The organism is Microbacterium sp. MRS-1, from assembly GCF_000585455.1.
GTDB classification, from domain to species: Bacteria; Actinomycetota; Actinomycetes; order Actinomycetales; family Microbacteriaceae; genus Microbacterium; species Microbacterium laevaniformans.
Genome location: NZ_JAUF01000052.1, coordinates 20,367 through 27,883, shown reverse-complemented (window position 1 = coordinate 27,883; position 7,517 = coordinate 20,367). Strand labels below are relative to the sequence as shown.

Genomic DNA, 7,517 nt, shown 5'->3' with positions numbered 1-7,517 from the left:
TCTCGCGACACACCTCAAGGATCGCCCACCCGCCCCACAACAGCATTTAGCAACACGGCCTAGAGCCGTTCGATGATGGTGGCGTTCGCCATGCCCCCGCCCTCGCACATGGTCTGCAGTCCGTACCGTCCGCCGGTGGACTCGAGGTGCGCGAGGAGCGTACCGAGAAGTCGCGTGCCGCTGGAGCCGAGCGCGTGCCCGAGGGCGATCGCCCCTCCCCAGGGGTTGAGCTTGGCGGCATCCGCGCCGAGTTCGGCAGCCCACGCGAGCGGCACCGGGGCGAACGCCTCGTTGACCTCGTACGCGTCGAGATCGTCGATCGTCAGGCCACCGCGCTCCAGCACGCGACGTGTCGCGGGAATCGGCCCCGTGAGCATCATCAGGGGGTCGTCGCCGACGACGGCGAACGCGTGGAAGCGCGCACGCGGCGTCAGCCCCAGCTCGAGCGCCTTCTGCTCGCTCATGATGAGCACCGCGGAGGCGCCGTCGGTCAGCGGAGAAGAGTTGCCGGGTGTGATCAGCCAGTCGATCTCGGGAAAGCGCTCCGCCATGGCATCGGTGCGGAAGGCCGGCGCGAGGCCGGAAAGACCCGCGACGGTGGTGCCCGGGCGCACCGTCTCGTCGATCTCGACACCGTCGACGGCCAGCAGCTGCGAGGCGAATCTGCCCTGGACCTGCGCCTCGGCAGCGCGTTCGTGCGACTCGGCCGCGTACGCGTCGAGCTCGTCGCGCGAGAAGCCCCAGCGCGCCGCGATCAGCTCGGCCGACACGCCCTGGTTCACGAGTCCGTCGGGATAGCGCGCGTGCAACCCCGGTGAGAAGGGTGAACCGGCGACGGATGCCGCGACCCCGAGAGGCACGCGGCTCATCGATTCGACGCCGCCGGCGATGACGATGTCGTACTGTCCGGCCATGACGCCCTGCGCCGCGAACTGCGCGGCCTGCTGGCTCGATCCGCACTGCCGATCGATCGTCGTCGCCGGAACGCGCTCGTCGAATCCGGCCGCGAGCACCGCCTGACGCGCGATGTTCATCGTCTGTTCGCCGACCTGGCTGACGCAGCCGAGCAGCACGTCGTCGATCTGACGGGAGTCGAGTCCGTTGCGTTCGAGCGTCGCGCGCAGCACGTGCGCGGCGAGGTCGACGGGATGGATGCCGCTGAGCGCCCCGCCCGGCTTGCCGCGCCCCGACGGGGTGCGGACGGCGTCGACGATGACGGCGGTGCGCATGTTCATGGCATCCATCCTGTCTCCTGCCCGCGCGCGTGTCAGCACGCGCACCGGTCAGCGGCCCGCCGCCCGTCCGCGCCGTCCGCGCCCGTCAGTACGCGACGACGGGCAGCACCCCCCTCGCGCGGGAGTCGAGCCAGCCGGGGGCACCGGTGAAGGTGACCCGCACGACGTGCAGGCCGCGGCGGAGCGCCGGCAGCGTCACCGAGAACCGGCCGCGGTCGTCGGCATCCAGGGTCACCGTCGCGACGGTCGTGCCGTTGTCGGTCACGGTGACGGTGCCGACGGGCGCGCTGCGGTCGTCGGCCGTGACCTTGCCCGACACACTGACCGACGACCCGTGGCGCACGAGCAGTCGGCTCGGCTGCGCGATCACGTGGGTCGCGACCGGCTGGGCCTCGGTCAGCACCGCGACGGAGCGGGCCGGCACCGTGACGGTGCCCGTGGCGGCATCCCATGTCGTCGTCTTCACGACGGCATCCGACCCGTTCGCCTGCGCCGACGTGAGCGTGAACGAGCGCCCCGACAGCGCGGGCACGGTCTGCGTGGTCGCTTCGGGCGACGCGTTGAAGACGACGAGCGCACCGGCCAGGTCGGGATCGACGTCGGCGCCGACCGTGTCGTCGACGAGCATCGTGATCACGCCCGGCGTCGCGCCGGCGCCGCTGTTCGGGAACGACACCTTCTGCTCGATGCGGTCGGCCGAGCCGAGTCGCAGGAGGGGCACCTCGCCCCGCACCCGCAGCAGGTCGAGGGCGGATGCCTCCGCCGCGGCCATGTCCGCCGGCCCGGGCTTCAGGGCGGGGTCCGCGAGCAGCGGCTGCATGACGGCCCACTTCTCCTGGTTGTCGGCGGCCGGGGGCAGCCCCGACCCGAACGTCGATTCCTGACCGGTCCAGTCGATCCTGTTGAACCAGTCGCCCGAGTTGTAGCTGTTGCGGTCGAGCGACTTCGACCGCAGCAGCTCGGTGCCCGCGTGCCAGAACGACGGGGTCTGCGACAGCGTCACGGTCGCGAGCGACAGGGTGTTCATCCGCACCCGGTCGGCCATCGTCGTGTCTTTCGGCAGCTTCAGCACGCCGAGGTCGTACAGCGTCTCGTTGTCGTGCGCGTCGACGTAGCTGATGATCTCCTCGGGCTCGTCGGCATAGCCCGCCGCCTGCCCGTTGTAGTCGAGCTCCGCTCCCTTCTTCACGCTGCCGTCGGCGGTCGTCAGGGCGAAGTCGGCGAGGTTGCCGGCGAGTCCGAGCTTGACGAGGTCGGTCTGGTGACCGAGGTCGGCGAGCGCCTGCTCGGGGGTGCCGTTGATCGGGTCGCCGTTCGGGTCGGTCGCGAGCCCCGTGCCGTACCCCTGGCGGAAGGTCGAGCCGGCGTCGACGGGGCTGCCGCCGTGCACCGCATCGCGGAGGCGATCGCTGAACGTGCCGATGCCGGTGCCGCCGAGGTTCCCCTGCCGCGCCTGCACGAACAGGGCGTCGTCCTGCACTTCGCCGAAGTTCCAGCCCTCTCCGTAGAGGTACACCTTCTTCCCGTCGACGCCGTCCTTCTTGAGGGTCAGCTCGTCGAGTGCGGCCCGGATGGCGAGCATGTTGTCCTTCGAGTGGTGCCCCATCAGGTCGAACCGGAAGCCGTCGACCTTGTACTCCTTCGCCCACAGCACGACGGAGTCGACCATGAGCTTCTGCGCGACGGCGTGCTCGGTGGCGACGTTCTGGCAGCACGTGGAGGTCTGCACGGCGCCGTTGCCGTCGAGGCGCTGGTAGTAGCCCGGCACGACCTTGTCGAGCACCGACGTGTCCGCCTGCCCCGAGGCCGAGGTGTGGTTGTACACCTCGTCGAGCACGACCTGCAGCCCCATCTTGTGGAGCGACCCGACCATCGTCCGGAACTCGCCCACGCGCGCCCCGCCCTCGGGGTTCACCGCGTACGAGCCCTCGGGCGCCTGGAAGTGGAACGGGTCGTAGCCCCAGTTGAACCCGTCGGTGTCGGCGACCGCCGCGACGCAGGCCTGCTGCTCGGCGGAGTCGGGCGCGAACGACGCGAGGTCGCACGCGGGCACCGCCTGCTGGGCGCGGTTCTCCTCGATCGTCGCGATGTCGAACGACGGCAGCAGGTGCACCGTGTTGATGCCGGCGGATGCCAGCTGCTTCAGCTGCTGCGTGCCGGCGCTGTCCCGGGCGAAGGCGAGGTAGGTGCCGCGCTCGGTCTCGGGCACCGTCTCGTCGCCGATCGAGAAGTCGCGGATGTGCAGCTCGTAGATGGCACGGTCGACGTCGCGCGCGATCACCGGCGCCTTCGTCTTCTTCCACACCTTCGGCGCCCACGCAGGGTCGGCGAGGTCGATCGCGACCGACCGGGTCGAGTTGGCCGTGAGCGCGACCGTGTACGGGTCCGTGACCTGGTTCGTCTCGACCTTTCCGGTCGTCGGGGCGTAGACCGCGACCTCCCAGAGGTACTCGTCGCCGGTCAGCGCCTTCCCGCCCGTGACGCTCCAGGTGCCCGATGCCGAATCGAAGGATGCCTCGCGCCGCGCGGGATCGCCCGTCGCACCGGCATCCCACGTCAGGAGCGTCGCCGTCTGCGCCGTCGGCGCCCAGACGCGGAAGGTCGGCTTGGATCCGCGGAAGGAGACCCCCAGGTCGTCGTCAGCGACGGCGTCGGCGTAGAGGTCGTCGAGCACGCCCGGGATCTGCACGCCGGTGTAGGCGGTGAGCTTGCCGTCGGCACCGCGCTGCGCGACGGCAAGCTGCCCGCGTAGGAGCGTCGCGACGGCGTCGCGGTCCTGCCCCTCGACGTGCAGGGCGACGAAGCCGGAGAGAGCCGGGAAGCGCGCGCGCTGCGCGTCGGTCAGCCCGTCGCCGACGCGTGTCAGCGTCACCGGGTCGCCGTCCGTCCCGGTGACGTCGCCGTCCGAGACGGCGAGCGCCGCCGTGGCCGAGCCGTACAGCTGCCAGGTCGCACCGACGGCGGGTGCGCCGAGCTCGCCGGGCCACGCGATCGTGTCGGCGTCGATCCAGTGCGCGCGCGACTGGCCGGTGCCGGGGAGCGGCGGGTCGGCCGAGACGATCTCGAGCAGGTGCGTCGCCACGTCGTAGCGGAACGAGACGCGCTTGCCCTCGGTGGCCGAGAACGCGATGTTCGCGCCGTCGCGCGCGCCGTCGGCGCCGTAGTTCTCCGCCCAGCTGAGCCCGTGCGCGACCTTCAGCTCGTACGAGCCGGTGGGCAGCTTCGTCGTCGAGAACTCGTAGACGCCGTCGCGGTCGCCGTCGAACATCATCGCGCGCAGGCAGTCGGGCGCCCAGTCGCCCGCGCAGCCGAGCTCCGACTGGAACGAGCCTGCGAGGGTGACGACGGGGCCGTCATCGCTCGACTGCACGACCTTCGTGCGCGGGTCGAACCAGAAGGTCACCGGTCCGCCGGCGTGGCGGAGGACGAGGTTCGGGCCGCTCGCGACGCCGCCCTGGCCGTAGTTCTCGTCCCAGCTCTTCTCGGTCGCGACCTTGTACTCGTAGTCGCCGGCGGGCAGGTCGACCGTCAGCCGCCAGATGCCATCGACCTGGGTCATCTGCGCCTGATCGCAGTCGGGCGCCCAGTCGTCTGCGCAGCCCATCTCGGTGTTCAGCGACCCCGGAATGCTGACGAAGTCGTACGGCGTCGCGTCGTCGGGCTCCTCCGGCGCCGGGTCGTCGACGAGGTTCACGCGGTTGCCGACGGAGGCGTAGGTGGATGCCGCGGAGCGGCCACCGGCAGCGTCGGTCGACACGGCGCGGTACTCGACGAGCGTGCCGGCGGCGAGACCCGCGACGTCGTGGAAGACGCCGGGCGTCGTGTCCTCGGCCGTGCCGAGCGGGTGCCACTCGTCACCGCCGACGACGCGCCAGGCGAAGCTCGTCTGCCGCCACGACTGGTCGGCGGTCGCCGAGACGGCGACCTGACCCGACAGCCCCGCACCGGCGGCCGGCGCCGTCACCTCGAGGGGCGCAGGCGCAGCGGGGGCTGTCACGGCGGCGTCCGCGCGGTAGACGACCGCGGAGAGGGCGGGAACCGTGACGGCGGCCGTGGCGTCGGCGCCGGTCGTGAGCGAGCCCGTCGCGCCGTAGACACCCGTGAACGAGGCATCCGCCGTCAGCGTCGGCACCGTGACGGTCGCCTCGGATGCCGTGTTGTTGAGCGCGACGAGGTACTCGACCTTCTCGTCGGCGCCGACGCGCGAGAAGGCGTACACGCCGTCTTTCGCGTACCGCTCGATCTGCGCGCCGTCGACGAGTGCCGGATGCTGCGCGCGCAGCGCCGAGAGCCCGGCGATGTGCGTGTACAGGGCGGTGTCGGTGCCGTAGCGGTCGGCCGATCCCACCGGCGTGCCGTCGATCAGGGTCTGGTTCTGATACTCCGGCACCTCGCTCGCGAACAGGGTCTGCCGGGCGCTCTTGTCGCCGCCGGGGTCGGCCCCGGTGAAGCCCTGCTCGTCGCCGTAGTAGACGACCGGCTGGCCGCGGCTGAGGAACAGCAGGTCGTGGGCGAGAAGGTCACGCTGCTCGGCATCCGGCGTGTTCTTCAGGAAGTAGCCGATCCGCCCCATGTCGTGATTGCCGAGGAAGGTCGGCAACGCCGTCGCCGACGAGTCGGGCGTCGTGTAGCGGTCGTCGCCGGCGAACATCTTCTGCAGCACCTGCGCGTCGCCGCCCTTGGCGAAGCTCGTCGCGGCCGACTGGAACGCGAAGTCGAGCACCGAGTTCATGTCGGTGTCGCGCACGTACGGCGAGAGCACGGCGGGGTCGGCGTCGTACACCTCGCCGAACATGAAGAAGTCGGGCTTGCCCTGACTGTGCGCGTAGTCGAGCACCTTGGCCGTCCACTGCTGCCAGAACGGGAAGTCGACGTGCTTGGCCGTGTCGATGCGGAATCCGTCGATGCCGAGGTCGATCCACGACTCGTACACGTCGGCGAAGCCGTTCACGACGGCCGGGTTCTCGGTCATGAGGTCGTCGAGCCCGGAGAAGTCGCCGTACGTCGTCGACTCGCCCTGATAGGTGGAGTCACCGCGGTTGTGGTACAGCGTGACGTCGTTGAGCCAGGCCGGCACCTTCACGTTCGCCTCGGCCGGGTCGACGACGGGGGTGTACGGGAAGCTCGTGGCCGCATCCATCGTCGGGAACGTGTCGGTGCCGGCGAAGTCGGCGGGGTCGAAGGCGTTCCCCGCGGCATCGGTGTACGGCTTCGTCGCCTGGTCGATGTAGGTGTACTGGTTCTCGGCGTACGAGATGACGTCGGCGGTGTGGTTCGTGATGATGTCGAAGTAGACGTCGATGCCACGGCTGTGCGCGTCGTCGATGAAGGCCTTCAGCTCGTCGTTCGTGCCGAGGTGCGGGTCGATGCGGGTGAAGTCGGTGATCCAATAGCCGTGGTACCCGGCGCTCGCGTTCTCGCCCTCGCCCTGGACGGGCTTGTTCATGAAGCTCGGCGTCAGCCAGATCGCGTTCGTGCCGAGTCCCGCGATGTAGTCGAGGTTCGCGCGCAGGCCCGCGATGTCGCCGCCGTTGTAGAAGCCGCTCGAGGTCGGGTCGAACCCGGTGGTGAGGCGGTCGCCGGTGAGGCCGCCGGTGTCGTTCGCGGTGTCGCCGTTGGCGAACCGGTCGGTCATGACGAAGTAGAACTGCTTGCCGTCGCCGGCCTGGCGCACGGGCGCGGAGACGATCGCGTCGTCGGCAGCGGTATACCCGGATGCCAAGGTGTTGGTCTCGATCGCGATGCGGTGCGAGGTGTCGTCGTAGACGAAGCGGAGCGAGGCCGGTCCGGCGATGGTGAGCGGGATGTTCGCTCCCCCGGCCGCGCCGTCGGCGCCGTAGCTCTCGTCCCACGCGCCGTTCAGCGCGATCTTGTACTCGTACGTGCCCGCCGGCACGTCGAACGTGCGCGCGTACTGCGTGGTGCCGTCGACCGGTTCGAGCGTGGTCGCGGCGCACGCGGGATCCCAGTCGCCGGGGCATCCCAGCTCGCTCTGCAGGTCGCCGACGAGCGTGGGCACGCGATCGGCGGCGAGGGTGGGCGCGGCAGTGACGGCGACGGCGCCGGCCCCGACGAGGACGGCGGCGGCGAGCAGCGCGAACGCGCGCCGCGCGGGGGTGGACAGGGTCGTCGTCGACTGAGGCACGCGGAGCTCCCGGGGTGTGCGAGCACGGCACCGTGCCCTGAGCAGGTACCCCCGACGCTACTGGGACCGGTCACAGTTCGGTATGAGAATCCTCTCATTCAGCCATGATCCGGGTGTGAGGCATCCTCGCCCCGACC

At 70.6% G+C, this 7,517-nt stretch carries 2 protein-coding genes; both read right to left on the bottom strand.

The window, feature by feature from the left end:
* Positions 1-59: 59 nt before the first annotated feature.
* Positions 60-1,229: a thiolase family protein gene (locus AS96_RS10020; RefSeq protein ID WP_036289199.1), complete on the bottom strand. Its 1,170-nt coding sequence runs from the start codon at positions 1,227-1,229 to the stop codon at positions 60-62.
* A gap of 91 nt (positions 1,230-1,320) precedes the next feature.
* Positions 1,321-7,380, bottom strand: coding sequence for a pullulanase-type alpha-1,6-glucosidase (pulA, locus tag AS96_RS10015; protein WP_081768033.1), 6,060 nt, complete (start codon positions 7,378-7,380; stop codon positions 1,321-1,323).
* Positions 7,381-7,517: the final 137 nt, after the last annotated feature.